This window comes from Streptomyces sp. ME19-01-6, assembly GCF_033793745.1.
Classification (GTDB): Bacteria; Actinomycetota; Actinomycetes; order Streptomycetales; family Streptomycetaceae; genus Streptomyces.
The window spans coordinates 116,184-134,356 of the sequence record NZ_JARAXF010000019.1; the positions used below are offsets into that span (position 1 = coordinate 116,184).

Below are 18,173 nucleotides of genomic sequence, written 5' to 3' on the forward strand. Positions count from 1 at the left end.
GATTCCCACGACTGTTGGAAGCGAGGCTTTCCCAGTGCTCTTACCTACGAGACACCCCGCGAAACGAGTGCTGTTGGCAGGAGGTGCCGCGGCGGTCCTCGTCATCTCCTCGCACTCCGGCGCGGCTCTGGCAAGGACGTCTGAGCCGCCCGCCGGCGTCGCGGTCGACTTCGGTTCGACGCAAGGCCCGCTGCCGCGGCCCGAGGCACACAACAACTTCGGCAGCCTCAACTCATGGCCCCAGCAGCGCGCCGACGACGTGGCGTTCCTCAACAGACAGGGACTGCACGGTCAGATCTACCGCGTGTGGGTCAGCAGCCCGAAGGCGCCTGCCGAGAGCAACGTCTTCAACCTGTGCCACCTGGAGACGCAGTCCTGCGACCTGTCCATACTGGACGGCTACCTCACCGACGCGAGCACCGTGTCCGACGAGCTGCTGGTGAACGTCAACCCCACGGCCTTCGTCGAGGGCAAGAGGCCGTGGAAGGACCTCGCTCCGATGCTGGAGCTGATCATCCGCAGCCTGAAGGAGAAGTATCCACGCGTCACGTACATCGAAGCGTTCAACGAACCGGACTGGCAGTTCCACGGAGAACAGCGCCACGACGGACACCCCGCTGAGGAGACGACACTGCAGCCCGACGGTCTGTACCGCTACTACGCGCCGTTCTACGAGGCCGTCGACAAGGTCAACAAGAAGCTGCGGCCTGCGGACCGGATCAAGGTCGGCGGGCCGAGCTTGTCCCTGATGGACCCCAAGTGGGTGAAGCCCTTCCTCGACGCGTACGCGGCCGACCGGAACCCGCGCAAGCGCCTGGACTTCCTCTCGTACCACTCCTACCTCGAATGGGACGACGACTACCAGGTGGCGAAGCCCTACAAGGACGACCTCCGGGTGGTGGCGTCCCAGCGGAAGATCCTCCAAGGGTGGCTGAAGGAGCGCCGACTCGACCAGCATCTCCCCGCCTTCATCACCGAAACGGGCATCTACCCCGGGCCGAGCTTCGACGACACCGGCCCGAGGAAGGACTACATCCGGCAGGCGGCCGCCATGGCCACCTACGGCTACTTGTACGCGAACCAGCCCGGCACCCAGCTGTTCAACTGGAACGTCCGGCACCGGGTCGAGGAACGCAAGGACCAGCTGGTGACCCGCACCCCGAACGGGCCGCTGAAGGACACCTTCACCCCTTACGGGAACATGATGCTGATGCAGTCCAAGATGAAGGACACCCGGGTGTCCGCCGTCGCGGAAGCCGCCCTTGAGGGGGACAACGGCCTCTACGCGATGGCCTCGAAGGACCGCTCGGGCGCGTCGCTGATGGTCTGGAACTGGCAGCACGTGGGCGACCGCAGCTACCGGGCCACCATCACCATGTCCCGGATACCGTCGCAGCTCCGGCACGGCCCGGTCCGCGAGCGCGTATACCGGATCGACCAGACGGCAAGCAACTACTTCGGTGACCCGGCCAAGGCCAGTCTCCAACTGGTCAAGGAGAGGATCGTCAGGTTGGGCAAAACCTACACCGAGACGGTTGACCTCCCGCCCAACGCGATCCACCTGATTCTCCTCGAACGCTCCTGACGAACGAGGATCGTCTCGAGACGACATCAGGGCCCCGCTCCGGCCAATGGATCACCGTATCCACACCGCAGGGAAGCGAGGCCCTGTGGATCTTCGGCCGACCCGGATGCCAGCCGGTGTTGCCGGACCCGGGCCCGCTGTCGCCTTGCCCGGGTTCGACGCCCCACGCGCGGAATTGCGCAGGCGTAGGTCTCCAGCACAACGGCGCGTGGCACATCCCCGACAGCGACGCCGCAGCGGTCCACCCCAACGGCGGCGAACACACCATGTCGGATACTGCCCTGGACACGCTCACCATCTCGGCGCAGGCCCACGGCGAGAACGGCGCATAGGTCATCGTCAGTCACCATCGCCGACCACCGCATCCGTTCCACGCAGCCGACCTGGAACGGGCCGGACGACATCGAGCTGGGCATCGGTCATGAAAGCCGCACCGATGTCCTCGGACGCCTGGACGGACGCTACCTCTCCACCGAAGTAGCCGGCGGGTTCACCGGGCGTTTGATCCCGTGGTCACCCTCAGATAGGCCTCGGTGCCTGCCTCTTCTTGCATGTACGTACGCAAGGCCGATCATCCGAGGTGATCGGCCTTGTGCTTCCGTCAAAGGGTCAGAGTTCGACCGACGCCGAGAGAGAGGGGCGCTTGCTCGTTCGCTCCGGCTCACTAGGTTCGATCTGGGTTTGAGGGACCCTTGGCGTGCGCCTGTCCGGACTGATGGCGCGGCGTGTCGAAAGCCCCAGGTGCCCTCGAAGTACCGCTATACCGTGCAAGGCCATCGTTTTCGCAGGCAGTAACTCTTTCCCGTGCTGGAGTCCGGCAGCACCGAAGGAGTCTGTCGTGCCTAAGAGCGACGTGATCGATCTGTGTCGGCGCTACACGGGGGAATCCTGGGCCGGTGCGAAGGAACGCATCAATCGACTTCCGTCAGGAAGCCCGCTTATCCCCTCCGCCCGAGGTGATCAGGCGTTTCTCGACGGTCAGGTCCTGCGGGCCCTGCTGGAACACCCCCACCACCTATACCACCCGGCCGTTTCGCGTGCTGCGGGTCATCACGGGCGAGCGGCGTACGGTCATCCGCTTCGCAGCCGATTCCGGCCGTAGCGCTTCAAAACAGCTTCACCGGTCGTGAGCTGGGGTTTCGTTGGGTGGTCAGCTTGCTCGGTGGTATTCGTTGATGAGGCCTGTGACAGCCTGTCTGCGTTCGATCCGAGTTGTCGGTAGCGGTATGACGTTCGGGTCGTCGAAGGGTGCGAGCTGGTTTCGGCCTTGGTGGGGCCGATGGCTGTTGAAGTGACGGGCGTAGTCGTGAAGGAGTTGCTCCGCGTGGCCTCTGCCAAAGATCAGCACTCGGTCGGTGCATTCCTCGCGGACGGAGCGTACGAACCGCTCGGCATGCGGATTGCAGTTGGGGCTGCGGGGAGGGGTCTTGGCCACGTTGGTGCCCTCGCTGGCGAACACGGCGTCGAAAGTTGCTGTGCATTTCCGGTCCCGGTCGCGGATGAGGTGGGTGAAGTTTGTGGTGCGGTTGCCGAGTTGCCAGAGCAGCTGTCGGGCTTGCTGGGCGGTCCAGGTGGCGGTGGGGTGGGCGGTGACACCGAGGATGTGGACGGTGCGAGTGCGGACCTCCATGGCGAACAGGGCGTGGCCAGGAGGCCGTTTGCCTGGGCCTTGAGGAATTCCGTCCACTCTCTGCGCGCCGTCTGTCGGCGTTGCCTTGAGTTGAGGCCGGCGGCGCGCAGGATACGGCGGACGGTGGCTGTGCTGATGATGTGGCCGAGGCGGCGTAGCTCGCCGTGTACGCGGCGGAAGCCCCACCGTGGGTTCTCGGCGCCGAGCCGGATGACCAGGTCGCGGACTTCTTCGGATATTGGTGGCCGTCCTGGGGGAGGCGGCTGGGTCCACTTCTTCTTCAGCAGGCGCCGGTGCCAGGCGAGCAGAGTGCGCGGCGAGACGAGTCGGTTGCCGCGGAGGGTGTGGGGGAGGAGCCGGGCGAGTGCGGCGAGCAGCGCCCGGTCCGGCCAGTTGGGCTTCGGGGTGGGCACCTGTCGGCGCAGCACGGTGAACCTCGTGGCGCAGGATGAGTATTTCGGCGTTCTTGGCCGCGGTAGACCGGCACAGCAGAGCGAGCCACGCGAAGATTCGTGTGGCGAGTAGGTAGGTCAGCTGTACGAGCACAATGACGGATCATGCCCGACCGCGGGGTCAATGCCCAGGTCAGCAGCGTTGAAGCAGTTTTGAAGCGCTACGAGGTGCACGGGTGGCCGCTGCTCCCCGCGCCCGCGGGGATGGTGTGGGGCTCGGTTATTCATCGCTGCTGGTCAAAAGGTCACGGCCTCCGCGTAGTACTGCGATCCTGGTTGGATGGTCGTGTCGCTTCTCTACCGGATGACTCGATGTCTTCTCTCTGTCCCAGCAGTGCTCCTAAGCGGGACACCTCGAAGGAGGCTGAGCTTCTCGTCCTGCGGCACGAAAACGCCGTGCTACGACGCCAGCTGCGGGGGCGGGTACGGTACGAGCCTGCGGACCGTCTCGGGTTCGCCTCCCTGTCCTCGCTGATCCCCCGCCGCCGCTGGGCCAAGGTCTTCCCGATCACACCGAGCACGCTGCTGGCCTGGCACCGCAGGCTCGTCGCCCGCCGATGGGACCTACTCCCGACGACGCCGAGGTCCCGGACGGCCGCCCACGCAGGCTGCCATCAAGAAGCTCGTGCTGCGCCTTGCCCGCGAGAACAGCCGATGGGGCCATCGCCGGATCCAGGGTGAACTGGCCCGGCTCGGACACCCGATCGCCGCCTCGACCGTCTGGCAGATACTCCACACCGCAGGCATCGATCCCGCACCCCGCCACACTGGCCCAACCTGGCGCGAGTTTCTCTCAACGCAGGCGACCGGTCTGATCGCCTGCGACTTCCTCCACATCGACACCATCAGCCTGCAACGTCTCTACGCTCTGATCTTCCTCGAGCACCGCACCCGGCGCCTGCACATCACCGGCGTCACCGCACACCCGACCGCGGCCTGGACCACCCAGCAGGCCCGCAACCTCGCCACCGACCTCGGCATACGCATGGACTCGCTGCGCTTCCTCATCCGAGACCGCGACAGCAAGTACACCGACGCCTTTGACGCCGTGTTCCGGGCCGAGGACATCGAGATCATCAAGACACCGGTCCGCGCACCGAAGGCCAACGCCCACTGCGAACGCGTGGTCGGCACCCTCCGCCGAGAAGTCCTGGACCACATACTCATCCTCGGCGAAGCTCACGCGCGCCAGGTCCTGGCCACATACCAGAGGCACTACAACGCGCACCGCCCCCACCGAGCCCGATGCCAACTACCTCCCCAAGCTCACGGACAACCACCTCCGATCCTGGAACCGGCCAGCCGTAGAATCCTGCGCACCCGCATCCTCGGCGGCGTGATCAACGAGTACAGATACGCCGCTTGACCAGGAGTGACGATTATTCGAGCCTCACACGTGGTGCTGGTGATGGCCCAACGCCTCGAGATCCACTACACGCCCAAGCACGGGTCATGGCTCAACATCGCCGAAACACCCAACTCTATCCCAAACATTAGCCGCGACAGTCTACTGGCCGCACGCTGTCTCCTCCTGGGTGCGGGCCATCGCCGCATCCATGTGAGTCAGGCTCTCCTCCACGACCTCGCTGTCGTGCGCAGTGGACACAAACCAGTTGTGCATCGGATGGATCAGCGTGCCCTCAGCAGCAAGGTGGACGGCGAACCGGCTCATCCACGTGTACTCGGTGTCTCCGTCGACCGTCACGGTCGGGATCGCAGGCGGCCCGCTCACCCGCAGCGGCACCCCGTGGCGCTCGGCCAGGCGCAGCAGCCCCTCGGCGAAGGCACTTCCCGTTTCCCTCATGCGCTTCGTGCCGTCCTCACGGCGCAGCAGGTCCAGGTTGGCCACGGCGGCGGCCATGGGAGCGCCGGTGTTCCAAAAAGTGCCTGCGAGAAAGACGGAGTCGGCTGTCGGGCGCAGCTCATCCCGGCCGACCACCGCCGCGATCGGCCAGCCGTTGCCCAGCGCTTTGGAGAAGCAGACGAGATCGGGGGAGAACCCCAGAGCCACGTGTGATCCGCGGAGATCCAGGCGGAAGCCGGCCCGTACGTCGTCGGATATGAGCAGCGTTCCCCACTGGTCGCAGTGGGCTCGCAGGGCCGATAACCACGTCGGGTCAGGAAGCTCGGAGACTCCGGGAATGGGGTGGTGGAACGGTGTGATTGTGACGGCGGCGAGGCGTGGACCGTGAGCGGAGAACAGGTCGTCCAACGCTCCAAGGTCGTTCCAGGGAATGGTCCGCACCGTGTCCGTGTCGCTGGGAAGGCGGCCTTCGGAGGGGTTGCACCACCCGCACCAGGCGTGAGACCCGTGGTAGGCGCCCGCCATGCAGGCAACCATGTCCCGGCGGGTGTGGGCGCGGGCCAGGAGCAGGGCCGTCCAGGTGGCGTCGGAGCCGCTGGTTCCCCACGCCGCCCACGCCGCACCGTCGACCAGGTCCACAAGGGTCTCCGCGAGTTCGACCGAACTCTTGGTCGCGGCCGTCAGCGTGGTGCCGCGCCCGGCCCGGTCCAGCGCGGGGGCGTCGACCTCCTTGCGCCCGTAGCCGTTGATCATCGATCCATAGCCGCACAGGAAGTCGTTGTACCAGTTGCCGTCCACGTCCAGCAGGCGCGCGCCGTCCCCCCGGTCGGCGAACCATGGATAAGAGTCCGGGGCATAGGCGGCGGGGTACTTGTTGTGTCCCCACACACCTCCGGGGACCACGCGCCGAGCTCGGTGCAGCAGGGCCTGCGAACGGGTCAGACTTTTGGTGGGGCGATTCCGCATGGTGCTCCTTGCTCACGGGTGCGTGTACGGTTCCAGGCGGCGTGCGTGGCGGGGGAAGTCCACGGCGATCTCATCGGCGCGGGCGAGCCGCTGGTCGGTGAAGTCGAAGCCCGGCGCGACGATCTCGCTGATCAGGCCCTCATCGACGCCGGGCGGCAGGAAGCTGGTTTTCCACCATCCTCCGGGGCAGGTGAAGGCGGGCACCTGCCCGTGCTCCGCCTCCCGCCCCAGCACGCGCTCGTGGAGGATCCCGTCCGGGGAGAGCATCAGATAGTGGATGGGCCCGCCGAGGTGCAGGAAGTGGGTGATGTCGGAGACGTTGCTGTGCAAGTGTCCGACCGGTGAAGAGTGGTCCAGCAGGTAGTGGATGGTGTTCGCCAGGGCACGGGTTCCCCGGGGGGTTTCCAGGAGCCGCGACGACTGGTACAGCTGCCGGTAGTAGCCGCCCTCCACATGGCTGACGAGGCCGAGCAGTTCGGCGGTGTGGCCGGATTTCCCTGCCGACCAGGTCGGCGAGGGTTGTGCACCGGTCAGCGTGTCCGACGCGGGGCCGGGCCCATCGGGCGCGAGTTCCCACGGCGCGGTGCCCGGCACGGACGCCTCGCTCCACAGGGCGTACCGCGGTTCCTGTGCGATGAGGGAGTGCCAGGTGCCCGCGGGAATGGTGTGCTGCAGGACGTGGCCGGCGTGCGGGGCGCCGCCCAGGACGGCGGGACCATCACCGTGCGTACCCTTGAGCCGTACGCTCAGTGGGGCGCCCTCGTGGAAGAACAGCACAGTGTCCGACGGACTGCGCCGCCACGGCATGCGTACCCCGGGTTCGAGCAGCCGGGTGCGCCAGCTCAGCACAGGGCGGGCCGTGGATTCCCCGGGTACTAGTGAGTTGTGTCGTTCCCCGGTCCAGGCTCCTTCCCTGCTGTCGGTAAGGGTCAGCTGTTGTCTCAACTGGTCCGTACGCGCGGTCATCGCCGTCCCCTGGTGGTTCCGCAGGTCCGCTTCAGTACCGGTAGTGCTCGGGCTTGTACGGGCCGCCGACCGGTATGCCCTGGTCCACGGACTGTTCCTGAGTGAGGGTCGTCAGTTCCACTCCGAGGGCTGTCAGGTGCAGGCGGGCGACCTTTTCGTCGAGGATCTTTGGCAGCGTGGTCACCATGGTGCGGGCCCGGTCGCCGGTGTGCAGTTCGATCTGGGCGAGGACCTGGTTGGCGAAGGAGCTCGACATCACGAAACTGGGGTGCCCGGTGGCGTTGCCCAGGTTGAGCGGCCGCCCCTCGGACAGCAGGACGATCGAGTGCCCGTCAGGGAAGACCCACTCATCGACCTGCGGTTTTACGGGCACCTTGGTCACGCCGGGGCGTTGCGTGAGTCCGAGTACGTCGATCTCAGCGTCGAAGTGGCCCATGTTGCCGACGATCGACTGGTGCTTCATCCGGGCCATGTGGTCGCTGGTGATGACGTTGGGGACGCCTGTGGTGGTGACGAAGAGGTCGGCCTGCTCCACCACCTGGTCGAGCGTGGTGACGTCGTAGCCGTCCATGGTCGCCTGGAGGGCGCAGATCGGGTCGATCTCGGTGACGGTGACCCGGGCGCCCTGGGCCCGTAGCGCCTCGGCGCAGCCCTTGCCCACGTCACCGTACCCGCAGACGACGGCTCGCTTGCCGCCGATGAGCGCGTCGGTGGCTCGGTTGAGTCCGTCGATCAGCGAGTGGCGGCAGCCGTACCGGTTGTCGAACTTCGACTTGGTCACCGAGTCGTTGACGCTGATGGCGGGAAACAGCAGTGCTCCCACGTTCTCGAGACGGTGCAGGTGACGGGCACCGGTGGTGGTCTCCTCGCTCACACCCTCGACTCCAGCGGCGACGGTGCGCCAGTAGCCCGGCTCCTCCGCCACGGCCCGCTCGATCTCCCGCAGTGCCTCCGGGTCAAGGCCGTACGCCCCGAGGACGGGGCCCTGTCCCGTTTCGAAGGCGACACCGTGGTGGATGAGGAGGGTCAGCCCCGCCCCGTCGTCCAGCAGCAGATGGGGACCCCGGCGGCCGGGCCAGGACAGGGCACGGCGCGCGCACGCCCACAGGTCCTGCCGGGTCTGCCCCTTCCAGGCGAAGACCGGGACCCCGCGGTCGCCGTCGGGGCCGGCGGCGACCGCGGCGGCGGCTTCGTCCTGGGTCGAGACCTGGTTGGAGCCGGCCCAGCGCACCTGCGCGCCCAGGGCGGTCAGGGTCTCGATCAGCACGGCTGTCTGTACCGTCATGTGCAGGAAGCCGCTGATGCGGGTGCCCGCGAGCGGCTGGTGCGGACTGTATTCCTCGCGGATGGCCATGAGGCCCGGCATCTCGTGCTCGGCCAGCCCGATGGCGCGGCGGCCCTCAGCGGCGAGGGACACGTCAGCTATCGCGAAGTCCCTCTCCGCGCTCACGCGGGCGGTTGGGCGAACGTCGGTGTGCGGGGTGTTCATCAGCCGGCCTTCCTCAAAGGAGTGTGCTCACGGCGGGCGTGCCGCCGTGCGATCGGTCAGAAGTAGTCGGAGTTCCCTGTGCGGCGTCCGCGGTCCATGAAGGACTCGAAGACCAGGTATGCGGCGGCAAGCCATACCGCCCCGCAGAGCAGTGCCTTTCCGGCAGCCGCGGCGATCGGGAAGGCTCCCGCGTCGGCCTCGACCAGCCGGATGGCCGCGAGGCTGTGGGTGAGGGGGAGCAGGGCGGCGGCCGTGCGTACGGGCAAGGGCCAATGGTCCACCGGCACCTGGACCCCGCAGACGGCCATCATGACGAAGTAGGCCGCACTGGAGACGATGTTGCGCAGACCGTTGGCGTTGAGGACCAGCGCGGCGAGGAAGAGGCCGAGGCAGTAAGTGGTAAAGGCGGTAAGGACGACGAGCGCGGCCACCGGCAGTATGTGATGGGGACGCCAGGTGATGCCGAAAGCCGGACCGAGGGCGAATAGGGCGACAAGGGAAGTAGCGCTTCCGCTCACGGGCCACTGCAGGCTCCTGCCGAAGAAGACCCACACCGGTCTCGCCGGTGCCGCGGCCAGGAGGATGAGCGTGCCGGAGATGCGCTCCCACCCGGTGGAGGCCACGACCTGCACGCATTCGAGCACGCAGGTCATGACGGCGTTGCCGACCACCAGGTAGGCGGTGCGCTCGTCATCGCCGACGGCCCGGCCGAGGAACGTGAAGAACGTGACCTGGGCGAGCATGCGGCCCAGCCAGCCGAACACCCACAGACGCCATGAGTAGATCGCCCGCATGTCGGCGAACGCGTTGGCCGCACTGCTCCTGATGATGAGTACGGACTGCACGACTGCCGCCTTCACGTGTGGACGAGGGTGCCTGACCGGCGCACCCATACGATGACGTGACGCAGCAGCAGCATGCCCACGCCACAAGCGACCGCTCCCAGAGAGACGATGGCCGCCAGCCGGAGCGTCAGATGTGAGACCGCAGGGGCGTCGAGGCTGTCGCGCAGCAGGTCGGCACACCAGGACAGGAAGATGATCCGGGTGACGGGCTGGAGCCAGTCCGGCAGGAAGCTCGGGGGTACGAGGACACCGCCCAGGAGGTAGAAGGGGTAGCTGAGGGTGCTCTGGACGGTCCGCGCCGTCGGGGTGAGGACGAACAGCGGCGACAGGAGACCGGCGGTTGCTGCGGTTGCCAGCCCTGTGGCGAGCAGGCAGGCGCACAGGGCTAATGGATGGGGGACGGCGAGCCAGCGCCCGAAGCCCACGCCGGCCACCAGCCAGGTCTCGACGAAGGCGATGAGGCCCACGACGGCCACCGAGCACATCCGGCCCAGCAGGACCACCGCCATCGGCGCGGGGGCGGCGATCTGTCCCTCCAGTGTGCCGAGGATGCGGTCCTCGGTGATCGCCGTTCCGGCGACGGACAGTGCCAGCGTCCACAGTGACATCAAGGTCGGTGCGACGACGGCGTAGGAGGCCAGGTCGCCGCGTCCGGAGTACTCGCTGACGGTCAGGAAGACCGCCGACAGCAGCGGGGCGGTGACGCAGACCTGGAAGGTGTCCGGCGAGCGGCCCGACAGGCGGAGCTGGAAGACGAAGGCCGTCAGCAGCAGTCTCATCGGCGCACCGCCATGCCGCGCTTTCCCACCAGGCGCAGATAGACCTCCTCCAGGGTGGGCGGCCCGGTGGTCAGTCGGGTCACGCCCGAGGCCAGGAGCGACTCCACGACGGCGCGGGTGGCCATGCCGTCCTCGGTCGCCACCCGGACAGCTCCGGACCCCAGGTCCTCCACGCTGTGTACGCCGTGCAGGCCGCGCAGCGTCTCGAGGAGGGCGGGCGGAACGTCCGCGGCCTCGATCCGCTCGTTCTCCGCCACGAGGGCCCCTACGGCGGTGGTGGACTCGGTGGCGATCACCCGCCCGTGGTCGATGAGGGTCACCTGATCGCACAGCGCTTCCGCCTCACGCATGTCGTGCGTGGTCAGCAGCACGGTGCGGTCGCCGTCGCAGAGCTGTCCGACCAGGGCCCGAAAGTCGTGCGCGGCCATGGGATCCATGCCGATGGTGGGTTCGTCGAGAATCAGGACCGGGGGGTCGGGGACCAGGCCGCGGGCGATGTGCAAGCGCTGCTTCATGCCCCGCGACAGGGTGTCGACGCGGTCGTCGGCGTGTTCGTCGAGGCCTGTGCGCTCCAGCAGTGCGCCGACCCGTCGGCGCAGCTCCCGGCCCCGCAGTCCGTACAGTGCGCCCCAGAACCGCAGATTCTGCCGGGCGTTCAGCCGACCGTACAGGCCACGCTCGCCGCCGAAGACGATACCGATGCTGCGCCGGACGTGGTGGGCGTCGGACAACACGTCGTGGCCCAGGACCTCAGCGGTGCCCCGCGTCGGCAACAGGACCGTGCACAGGATGCGGCACAGCGTGGTCTTGCCGGCGCCGTTGGGGCCGAGCAGACCGTGCACCTCTCCCCGCTCGACGCTCAGGTCGACGCCGTCCAGTGTGAGGCGGCGCGAGCCGTCGTCGCCCCGGCGTGCGGCGTACGCGCGGGTCAGTCCCCGGGTGAGCACGGCCGTCACCGCGGAACTCCTTCCTGCTCGCCTTTGCCGGGCCCTCCGGCCGACTGCCCGGCGAGGGAACGGCACCAGAAGACGTGGTCGACCCCCCACCCGCGGGCCGTCGGAGAGGCGACGACGTGCTCCTCCCGGTCGGTCGGTGTGCTGCCAGCCGTGTGGACGACGTGGCCGATCAGCGGCGGGCCCACGTCGTGCGCGTGCTGTGCGGACGCGGCCGCCGGCATGCCGACTGCCTCCCCGCGGACGGCGTCGCCCGCCTCGACGAGGACGTCGAACAGCTCCACGAAGTCCCGGCCAGTCACCTCGTCCCGCTCCTGGCACAGGAGCGTGGCATGTCCGACGGCCAGCCCCTCGTCAGGGCCACGAAGCCGCGGCGGCCAGGTGTGCCGAGCAGTTGGCCGGCGACGGCGCGAGGGGACCCGTTGATGCCCGTAGCCTCCTGGTCCGTGGCCGCAGCCACCAGGACCTGCGCGAGCCAGCGGACGACAGCGGTGTCGTGTCCGGCGTCCCCCGGGATCACGGCGACCGTGGAGGACTCCCCGCCCGCACGCGGCGGCACCGGTCCCTCGTACGTACCGTACATACGGGGTGTGGCGGTGCCACGGGGGCGGCAGCTCCACACCGGCCGGTACGCGGGCCCCGACTGTCCGTGCTGCTGGGTGCCCGGCGCTCGCGATGTGAGGGAGAGCCGACCACCAGGAGCCGTCCGCGGCCAGAGCCGGGTCGCAGTACGTCACCAGGTACTGCGGTTCCCGGCGTACGGGCTCCAGTCGGCCGTCGGCGACGTAGGCAAGATCTGCGTGTTTCCGCAGCACACCAGCTCGGCACGCCAGTTCCGGCCGGGGTCCAGTGGGCTGTCGGTGTCGAACACGATCTGGCTGCATGCCTGGCGCCGGGCCGCGGCCAGATCGACCGCGGACGGGTCCGGACTCGGCCAGGTCCGAAAGCGTCGTCGTCACCACGCCGAAGATGGCGTCGCCGTGGCCGGTGTCCGCTCCGACGAGCACCCGCCACGCCCCCGCCTCGGCATAGCCGCGGTCCCACGCCTGGAATGAGTAGGCCAGGCCCCGCTCGCCGCGCAGGGTCCGGTGCAGCAGTGACGAGGGGCTGCCGCCGACGGACACCCAGGTGAACTCGTCGGCCCAGCGGTGGGGTGTGCGGGACAGGTCCTTGAGGGGGACGGTGTCCCCGCGTCGGCCACCGGACCTCCGGGGGGCCGTCGCCGCACCGTGCGGCAGGTTCGCCGGTGTGCAGGGGGCGACGACAGCGGGTACTGACCGTCTGGGCAGGAAGCGCTTCAGGTGTCCCTCGCTCACCGCGGGCAGGTCGAGGGCCTCGACCTCGTCCGTCGTACCGCCGACAGGCCGGCCCAGCGGGTGATTGGCGAAGAGAACGGCGAGGAAGGCGTCCTGGACGACGTCGGCGGGGTCCGCGGCGGCGGCCAGCTCCTGGAGCACCACGGAGCGCTCGGAGGCAAATATCCGCGGGGCGTGGCGGGGTTCGGTCACCGCCCGCAGGAGCAGATCCAGGACCTCTTCCAGGTCCTCGGCGAGGACCTGGGCGTGGAAGAGCATGTGCTCCAGCCCGGTCTCGGCGTTCGTCCGGCCGCCGAGGCGCTCGATGTGCTCGCACAGGGAGTCGGCACCGACCAATGGGTACGCCATCAGGAGGTGTTCGAGAGCATGGGCGAGGCGCCCGCTGCCCTCCGGGTCGTGCCGAGGCCCGTGGTCGACAGCCAGACAGATACCCGCTGTTTTCAACCCGCTGTCGCCCACGGAAAGCGCTGGGCAGTTTTCGAGCATAAGGATTTCCCGCCTGAGCTGCTGAGGAGACGAAGGAGGGGCGGTGGGCGCCGCTGAAGACAAGATACGGCGGCGCCCACCTTTCACCGCTGCGGTCAGCGCGTCTTCTTGATCTTGCCAACGCGCGGACGCGGTGTCGACGGGTTACGCATACCCATGCTCCTCTCATCGCGGGGGCAGTGCCGCCAAGATTCTCCACTGGATTCCGGTGCCTTCTGCCCGATTGCCGAGAAGCCTTTCACGGTGAAGTCGAAGAATTCCAGGGTTGCCCGGTTGTCCTTCCCTCATGGCAACGGAAAAGGCTGTTCCGGGAGAAGCAGCCTCCGGCGGAGATGTTCAGAGAAACGTTGTCCGTTGAATTGGGCAACGGGAAACCGCCTTCGCTCACCCGGTTTGATCCGCCATCCTGAACAAAGCGGCCCCACGGCCGAACGAAGACGTTTCACGCCCAGGAAGTCCCAGGAAGGTGAAGTCTCATGGAGGCAGAAAGCTCACCATTGGCCGCCGAGCCGGCGGGCTGTCTGTTCGTCCTGTCGGGTCCATCAGGAACCGGCAAGACCTCGCTCGCCGCAGCCATGACCGAGGCCGATCCGAGGATCGGCCATACGCGTTCGGTGACGACCCGCCTGCCGCGAAGCGCGGCCGAGGCGCATTACGACTACGTCAGTCGCGACAAGTTCCTAAGCATGATCGACGACGGAATGTTCGCGCAGTGGATCCACCCGTCCTTCGACGAGTACTACGGCACCCTGCGGGAGCCGGTGGAGGCGGCCCTCAGCCAGGGGCGAGATCTCGTCTTCGATTACTCGCCGGAGGGCTACCTCAACCTCAGGAGGCTCTTCCCGGACCATACGGTGGGTATCTTCGTCATGGCCCCCACCGTGGCGTCCATGAAGGAGCGGCTGGCCGGACGCGGTAGCGAGAGCGCGGACGAACTGGTTCTGCGCCGACGCATGGCCGAACGGGACTTCGACTTCGTCGACCAGCATGACTACCACGTCATCAATGACGACTTCGAGCAGACCCTGGAAGTGTTGCTGTCCATCCGCCGGGCGGAGAAGGCCCGCCTGGCCCGGCAGCGGAGCGTGCTGGCGGCCTATGCGCAGCACAGCAGGCCGACGCTGCTGCGGTACTACGACCCGCCGGCCCGGTAGCCGGTCCGCCGACGGTATCAGCGTCCCGGTGCCGCACCGGGCGGTCGAACCGGGAAGCTGTCGCGGCCCGATCGGAGGGCGAAGGCCAGTTGCGTCAACCGCGCCGCCAGCACGACGCGTTCCGGCGCCTGCGGTCCGGCCGCGGCAGCCGCGTAACGGGCGGGTCCGTCCGGCACCGAGCCCGCCCATGCCCGTACCGACCAGGCTGCCAGCCTCGCACAGTGCACGGCCTGCTCGGCCCGGCCCGCTCCCAGTTGGCCGCGTGCCTCCGCCAGCAGCTGCCGCGCGGTACGCAGCGTGTCCGGCGACGGGGCGGACCGCACGGAGCACAGCAAGGCGCCCGCTGACTCGACTGCCTCCCGGGCCTGTTGAGCGTCGGCCTCACGCGCCGACCAGATGTCGAGCAGAGCCTCGCGCAGCTCCGACTCGCCGGCCCGGTCCAGGTCGGTCAGGAGCCAGCCCATGGTGTGGCAGCGCATCGGACGCAGGTTCAGCACCAGGGTGGCCAGCGCAAGACTCGCCTCGCGCAGCGGGTCCGCCCGCACCGGTGCCCTGGCGAGGAGCCGCTCGATCCCATCCAACTCCTCGTGCAGCGCAGCGGGCGGCACGCGCAGGCCGACAGCGGCGCCGCGCAGTCGTGTCCCTGCTCCCTCACGCTCCCACAGGACCACGCCCGCGAGGCGGGCGACGCCGGGCAGGTCCGCCAGACGATCCGGCGGTCCTGCCACCAGCCGCTCCGCGTCCGCCAGTTCCAGGTGGTCCGTGCGCACCCCTACGGCTTCGGCCCGGCTGTGCCCGACGGTTCGGCCGCCGGCCGCCGACGGCTCGGCGGGCCCGTCGCGGACGGCAAGCAGCTCCGCCTCCGAGTCCGAGGTGGTCCGCCCCCTGCCCGCGGAGCCGTGCACGATCAGGACCTTGACCGAGGGGTCGCGTCGGAGGTCTTCCGAGGCGCGCCAGGCCGCGTCGACCAGACGCAGCGACCGCTCGTCATCCCACTCGTCGCAGTGGGCGAGCAGCCGCCCGCCGCGCAGTGCCCGCGCCGCCGCCGCGGCGTCCAGGCCGTCGGTCACCTCTTGCACTGCCCTGCGCTGCCCGTCGAGCACGACGAAAGGCGACTCCAGCAGCCGCTCGGGGTCCAGCCCCATCCGTCGGAGAGACTGCCCCACGGCCGTCCGCCCAGGCCGTAGCCCGAACCACGTCATGGCATCCTGCAGCGCCTCGACCGCTCCGTTGCTCAGATGGACACCGTTGTTGGTTCGCTGCACCGGCGTGCCGTCGAGGTTCCGCAGCGGCAACACGCCGGCCCAGGCATCCCCTCGCAGACTGCCCGGCAGGGCGCGGGCGGGGTCGGTCGATCCGCAGAACTCTCGCCGCATGCGGTGCCATGGAAGCGGCGTCCTCGACTGTGCGTGCACCAGGACGGCGACCGCCTGGTGGGTGGCGGCCCGCAACTGGTCCAAAACGCCCGGCAGGTGCGGATTCAGGACGACGAACGCCTGTCCACCGTGGTAGCCGGGATCCTGGAACACGTTGACGTACAAGCAGTCACCGATACCGTTGGGGCCGTCCACCGCTCCGCTGTCGAGCCCGTGCCGGAGGGTGGACTCCTGGCTCCACCGGTCGAGCAATGCGGCGGGCACGCCAAGGGTCCCGATCACCTCCCGTGCGGGCAGCACCGGCAGTTCCCAGGCCCGGGCACCGAAACGTTCCACGAACTCGGGGCGGTCGTAAAGCCGCAGGAAGGCGGCACGCTCCTGGACGGACATCACTCCCCGCTCCGCCAGGTCCACGTGTGGTCGGTAGTGGTGGGATGCGAGGTCCTGCCGACGGATGTCGTCACCGGACAGGATCCGGGCACGACTGGCCCGGTAGCCGCACTCGGCCAGGCGGTCCGCCAGTTCGGTCAGCATCTCGGACAGGACCGACACGCCGGGCTTGAAGACGATGACGCCGTCGGCGGCCACCGGTGCGGCTTCCCCGTCCGCCGGCCAGGCCCCGGGGTGGGTCCAGACCTCTTCGTCCAGCACGGTCTCCAGTCCTGGGGAAGTGCACGCCGCCGCGTCGGCCACGGTCCGCAGCCCCCTGTGGATCTGCGAGGCCGCCCACCACTCGGGGTCTGAGGTGTAGGTGCCGCGCGGATCCACGCTCAGGCCGATGCCCAGGCCACGCAGGACGGTGCGGGAGCCGCCGGAGGCGTCGGCCCGCGCCGCGGGCCGCACTTCGGCGAGAAGGGCCAGTAACCGCCGGGAATCGCACGGGCCCTCGACGACCACGGCGTTGAGATGACCGGCTCCGGGGACGCCGGCACTGTCCCGAACCTCAGTCTGTTTGTTCGCGTCATCGTGCATGGGTCATTCCTCCGGAGGGCGACGGCGGCGGGAGAGCCCGGTCTATTCAGCGGTCACCCGCACCCTAATTCAGTCTGCCCGGCGCGAGTCGGCCGTCTCAAGGGTTGTGCGGTCTCCCCCGCCAAGGAGACAACGGACAACATCGGGCGCGGCACATCGAGTGAACCTGGTATTCGGGCGGACAACGCATTGCCGAAAACATGAGACAACGGTCAATGCCTTTTTTGTTCGGCACCGGACGGGCACGCTGTGCGGCATGAGCCCCTCGGGAGATTTGTTCGCTGACATCACCACGGATTTGCTTTTCGACATGTTCGATGTGCCGGAGGAGGAGGGTCTGGGAAGCCTGCTCCACGCGGCCCGTCAGGCGCATTACACACTTCCCTATCTGGCGCTGTCGGTACTCGACCGGGACGGCCACACCATAGGTCCTGCGGCTGCGGAAGTACTGGCCAGAGCCCGGCGCCGCGCGCGTCATTACGAACGGGTACTGGAGCGGGTTTCCGCACAGACGTCCGTCACGGCCATGAAGGGTCCCTCGCTCTCCCATTACTATCCCGCCGGTGTGCTACGGCCCCAGGGCGACCTCGATCTGGTCGTCCCGGACGAGGCGGAGTTGTGGCGTGCCGCCCGCATCCTGTGTGAAAAGGAACCTCACGGGGCATGGGTCACCCTTTTCGGCGCCCCCGAACGCCATCTGGCGTTCACGCTCACCTGGGACGCGGAAGAACCTCTCCTCGATCCGCAACTCAAGGTGGAGCTGCTGACAGCCGCCCTCCTCGGCGACTTCGACGCCGTGCCCGTGCGTGTTCGTCCGCCGCGCGATCGCCTGCTGTCGAATCTCGTCTGCCTCGCCGAGGAACGCCTGCAGCGCGACTTCCACCCGCGCGACGCACTCGACCTGTACGCGATGTCCCGGCATCCGCTGCCAACGGCCGCGGAACTGGTCGAGACAGCGGACCGGTACCGGTTGGCCCCCGAGATCATCGAACTCGTCCGCTATGCGGAGGACCTGCTGCCCATCGGCCGTTTCGCCCACGTGGCCCCGGTACTGGCCGAAGCGGCCGAAGAGGAGCGGCAGCGGCGCGGCGAGCGCACCCCCGCGCCGACGGTGTCGGGAACCAGGTACCGGCTCCGGCAGGGAATGCCGGTGCACGGCATGCTGCTCGGACGGACGAGCGACAGCCCGGACCGGACATCGGCGGAGTTCCACTGGTACGGCGAGGAGGCGCTGCTGCTGACTCCGCTGGGGGACTACCTGCTGGTGGGTGATCCGTTGGTGTCCCCCGACAGGCATGCCGCCGCGGTCGAGGAGCGGAACCGTCTGGCGTCGGCTGCAGGCACGGCCGACCCGAAGCAGGCGGTGGACGATCTCTTGGACAGCCGGTGAGAAAGGGGGA

Annotated in this window: 13 protein-coding genes and 1 pseudogene; 4 read left to right on the forward strand and 10 right to left on the reverse strand. The window is 68.4% G+C overall.

From position 1 onward, the window contains the following. Positions 1-73: 73 nt before the first annotated feature. A complete protein-coding gene (locus PV419_RS33330; RefSeq protein WP_319695313.1) occupies positions 74-1,585 on the forward strand; it encodes a cellulase family glycosylhydrolase in 1,512 nt (503 codons plus the stop codon). A gap of 1,150 nt (positions 1,586-2,735) precedes the next feature. Here PV419_RS33330 and PV419_RS33335 read toward each other — a convergent pair. Next, positions 2,736-3,215: an integrase core domain-containing protein gene (locus PV419_RS33335; RefSeq protein WP_319695314.1), complete on the reverse strand. Its 480-nt coding sequence runs from the start codon at positions 3,213-3,215 to the stop codon at positions 2,736-2,738. A gap of 131 nt (positions 3,216-3,346) precedes the next feature. Further along, a pseudogene (locus tag PV419_RS33340) lies at positions 3,347-3,643 on the reverse strand (transposase); the annotation flags it as partial. Between the two features lie 637 nt (positions 3,644-4,280). On the opposite strand from PV419_RS33340, the gene PV419_RS33345 reads away from it, so the two are divergent. Further along, positions 4,281-5,033: an integrase core domain-containing protein gene (locus PV419_RS33345; protein ID WP_415925431.1), complete on the forward strand. Its 753-nt coding sequence runs from the start codon at positions 4,281-4,283 to the stop codon at positions 5,031-5,033. Positions 5,034-5,174: 141 nt separating this feature from the next. Here PV419_RS33345 and PV419_RS33350 read toward each other — a convergent pair whose 3' ends face one another. From PV419_RS33350 to PV419_RS33380, 7 genes are read right to left on the reverse strand one after another with little or no spacing between them, the layout of a single operon-like run. Next, positions 5,175-6,437, reverse strand: coding sequence for an aminotransferase class III-fold pyridoxal phosphate-dependent enzyme (locus tag PV419_RS33350; RefSeq protein WP_319695318.1), 1,263 nt, complete (start codon positions 6,435-6,437; stop codon positions 5,175-5,177). A 12-nt stretch (positions 6,438-6,449) separates the two neighbouring features. Beyond that, complete coding sequence (locus tag PV419_RS33355; RefSeq protein WP_319695320.1) at positions 6,450-7,403, reverse strand: cupin domain-containing protein; 954 nt, start codon at positions 7,401-7,403, stop codon at positions 6,450-6,452. Between the two features lie 31 nt (positions 7,404-7,434). Next, complete coding sequence (gene ahcY / locus PV419_RS33360; RefSeq protein ID WP_319695321.1) at positions 7,435-8,892, reverse strand: adenosylhomocysteinase; 1,458 nt, start codon at positions 8,890-8,892, stop codon at positions 7,435-7,437. Positions 8,893-8,948: 56 nt separating this feature from the next. Continuing rightward, entirely contained in the window at positions 8,949-9,737 is a 789-nt protein-coding gene (locus PV419_RS33365; RefSeq protein WP_319695323.1) for an ABC transporter permease, read from the reverse strand. A gap of 11 nt (positions 9,738-9,748) precedes the next feature. After that, positions 9,749-10,516, reverse strand: a complete 768-nt coding sequence (locus PV419_RS33370; RefSeq protein ID WP_319695324.1) for an ABC transporter permease — start codon at positions 10,514-10,516, stop codon at positions 9,749-9,751. Then, positions 10,513-11,472 carry an ABC transporter ATP-binding protein gene (locus PV419_RS33375; RefSeq protein ID WP_319695326.1) on the reverse strand — a complete coding sequence of 320 codons (960 nt, stop codon included), beginning with the start codon at positions 11,470-11,472 and terminating at the stop codon, positions 10,513-10,515. Before PV419_RS33375 ends, PV419_RS33370 begins: the two co-directional genes overlap by 4 nt. Beyond that, positions 11,469-13,271 carry a M16 family metallopeptidase gene (locus PV419_RS33380; protein WP_319695327.1) on the reverse strand — a complete coding sequence of 601 codons (1,803 nt, stop codon included), beginning with the start codon at positions 13,269-13,271 and terminating at the stop codon, positions 11,469-11,471. The genes PV419_RS33375 and PV419_RS33380 overlap by 4 nt, the downstream gene beginning before the upstream one ends. Before the next feature lie 476 nt (positions 13,272-13,747). Here PV419_RS33380 and PV419_RS33385 point away from each other — a divergent pair, with 476 nt between their 5' ends. Further along, on the forward strand, positions 13,748-14,425 hold the full coding sequence (locus PV419_RS33385; RefSeq protein ID WP_319695329.1) for a hypothetical protein: 678 nt from the start codon (positions 13,748-13,750) through the stop codon (positions 14,423-14,425). Positions 14,426-14,442: 17 nt separating this feature from the next. Here PV419_RS33385 and PV419_RS33390 read toward each other — a convergent pair whose 3' ends face one another. Next, complete coding sequence (locus PV419_RS33390; protein WP_319695330.1) at positions 14,443-16,773, reverse strand: hypothetical protein; 2,331 nt, start codon at positions 16,771-16,773, stop codon at positions 14,443-14,445. A gap of 160 nt (positions 16,774-16,933) precedes the next feature. Here PV419_RS33390 and PV419_RS33395 point away from each other — a divergent pair, with 160 nt between their 5' ends. Continuing rightward, positions 16,934-18,163, forward strand: coding sequence for a nucleotidyltransferase family protein (locus tag PV419_RS33395; protein ID WP_319695332.1), 1,230 nt, complete (start codon positions 16,934-16,936; stop codon positions 18,161-18,163). The last annotated feature ends 10 nt before the right edge of the window (positions 18,164-18,173 follow it).

Coding starts and splice junctions, on each gene's coding strand:
- PV419_RS33380 (WP_319695327.1), bottom strand. CDS start 13,271: ATGCTCGAAAACTGCCCAGCGCTTTCCGTGGGCGACAGCGGGTTGAAA.
- PV419_RS33355 (WP_319695320.1), bottom strand. CDS start 7,403: ATGACCGCGCGTACGGACCAGTTGAGACAACAGCTGACCCTTACCGAC.
- PV419_RS33370 (WP_319695324.1), bottom strand. CDS start 10,516: ATGAGACTGCTGCTGACGGCCTTCGTCTTCCAGCTCCGCCTGTCGGGC.
- PV419_RS33385 (WP_319695329.1), top strand. CDS start 13,748: ATGGAGGCAGAAAGCTCACCATTGGCCGCCGAGCCGGCGGGCTGTCTG.
- PV419_RS33350 (WP_319695318.1), bottom strand. CDS start 6,437: ATGCGGAATCGCCCCACCAAAAGTCTGACCCGTTCGCAGGCCCTGCTG.
- PV419_RS33335 (WP_319695314.1), bottom strand. CDS start 3,215: ATGGAGGTCCGCACTCGCACCGTCCACATCCTCGGTGTCACCGCCCAC.
- PV419_RS33390 (WP_319695330.1), bottom strand. CDS start 16,773: ATGCACGATGACGCGAACAAACAGACTGAGGTTCGGGACAGTGCCGGC.
- ahcY (WP_319695321.1), bottom strand. CDS start 8,892: ATGAACACCCCGCACACCGACGTTCGCCCAACCGCCCGCGTGAGCGCG.